The 1,671-nt window shown below is 41.5% G+C and carries 4 protein-coding genes; 3 read left to right on the top strand and 1 reads right to left on the bottom strand.

Annotated features, from left to right (window positions below; all coding sequences use genetic code 11):
* On the bottom strand, positions 1-286 hold a 286-nt coding region (gene ruvX / locus ACYVTD_RS12330; protein WP_461248052.1), incomplete at its 3' end, for a Holliday junction resolvase RuvX.
* Between the two features lie 22 nt (positions 287-308).
* Here ruvX and ACYVTD_RS12335 point away from each other — a divergent pair.
* The 3 genes from ACYVTD_RS12335 to frr all read left to right on the top strand — a co-directional run.
* Positions 309-566: a hypothetical protein gene (locus ACYVTD_RS12335; RefSeq protein ID WP_461248053.1), complete on the top strand. Its 258-nt coding sequence runs from the start codon at positions 309-311 to the stop codon at positions 564-566.
* Between the two features lie 12 nt (positions 567-578).
* Positions 579-1,196, top strand: a complete 618-nt coding sequence (locus tag ACYVTD_RS12340) for a peptidoglycan-binding domain-containing protein (RefSeq protein ID WP_461248054.1) — start codon at positions 579-581, stop codon at positions 1,194-1,196.
* Between the two features lie 71 nt (positions 1,197-1,267).
* Positions 1,268-1,671: ribosome recycling factor (frr, locus tag ACYVTD_RS12345; RefSeq protein ID WP_461248055.1), on the top strand; the 404-nt coding region annotated here is incomplete at its 3' end.

A 1,671-nucleotide genomic window follows, 5' to 3' on the forward strand; every position in this document is an offset into this window, starting at 1 on the left:
CTTTTATAACCGATATAATTTCATCGATTATTTTGTTATGAGACTTTTCGAAAATAGTATAAAGAGGGAGAGCCATATCGCCTACTCCGCTGGAGATTGCGAGCCCTGTCCTACTATCGCCGAAGTCTATACCTAATAACATTAAGCAAAGTATATCACTATTTATTTTTAATGTCAACCGTTTTGAGCAAAAATTTTGCACTATTTGCAAGAAAAAGAGCAAATTTTGCGTATGGTTTTCAAAATCGACCAAGACATATAGGTAAGATGATATAATACCTAGCATATATTAGATTAAGGAGGAGAGAATGAACCAGATTACAGACATATCTTTATCCGCCGTTGTAGTTGGGCTTTGCGGGATAATCGGGCAGCTTGGCGTGCCTAAAAAGTTATTGCCGTGTTTTAGCATAGCGATTGGTATAGGGCTGCAGTTTATGGTGTCGGCGACCGCAAACATAGGAACAAAGATATTAGCAGGCATAACACTTGGGCTAACTGCTTCGGGGTTATACTCAAGCACGAAGAACACGACTGAATATTTTAATAATAAAAAAAGAAAATAGAGGAGCGAAATAATGAAAACAAAACAACAATGCTTAGAATGGTTTAAAAAAGAACTTGGCAAAAAGGTCGATTATGACGGAGTTAACGGCGTTCAATGCGTCGACGGCGTGAAAGCGTTTTTGGCGTTTGTGTGGGATAAAAAAATTCCAGCCATGGGAAACGGCAAAGACGTCGCAAACAATGCTAAAAAAATGGGGCTAACTGCAAAAACGGATACAGGAGTATACGTATGCTCGACGGATAATTCAAAATATGGGCATACTTTTATTATAATCGACGGGTATGTTTATGAAGAGAACGGCAACGGCAAAAACGGCGGGTATCAAAAGGTTAAATACAACTCGTCGGTCACAAGATTCAAAAAGCCAACCAAATATCCTATTGGGAACATTTCCGGTGGCGCAACAAGCAGTGCAACGCCTACGACTTTTCCAGAATTAAAACAGGGTAGCTCGGGGGCGAGTGTGAAAATTCTGCAGGCTGCGCTTAATGTGAACGGAGCGAAACTTACAGTGGACGGCGTGTTTGGCGCGAAGACAAAAGAGGCAGTTATATCTTTTCAAAAATCTAAGAAATTAGTTCAAGACGGCGTTGTCGGCGCGAAAACTTGGGCGGCATTGGGAAAATAAAAGTTGACAACAAAGGTTTCGTATGATAAAATATCCCTATAAAAAAGCAGAAAAAGGGAGCGAAGATATAAATGGAATTTGAATCAAAAATGGACAAAGCGATATCAATTTTGGAAGAGGATTATAGCACCGTCCGCGTCGGCAGGGCTAACCCGAAGCTATTGAACAAGGTTGAGGTAGATTATTATGGCTCGCCAACGCCGATAACGTCTGTTGCGACAGTTTCTGTCCCTGAGCCGCGCATGCTTTTGATACAACCGTTCGACATCAACTCTCTTGGAGACATAGAAGCGGCGATTATAGCTGCCGAGATCGGGCTATCACCTGCAAACGACGGCAAAGTTCTGCGTATCGTTTTCCCTCCTTTGACCGAAGAGAGAAGAAAAGAGATAACTAAAGATTTGTCAAAATCTGCGGAGAACACGAAAATCGCTATCAGGAACGTGCGAAGAGATGGCATGGAATCGTATAAAAA

The sequence above is a fragment of the Treponema sp. R6D11 genome, assembly GCF_054786075.1.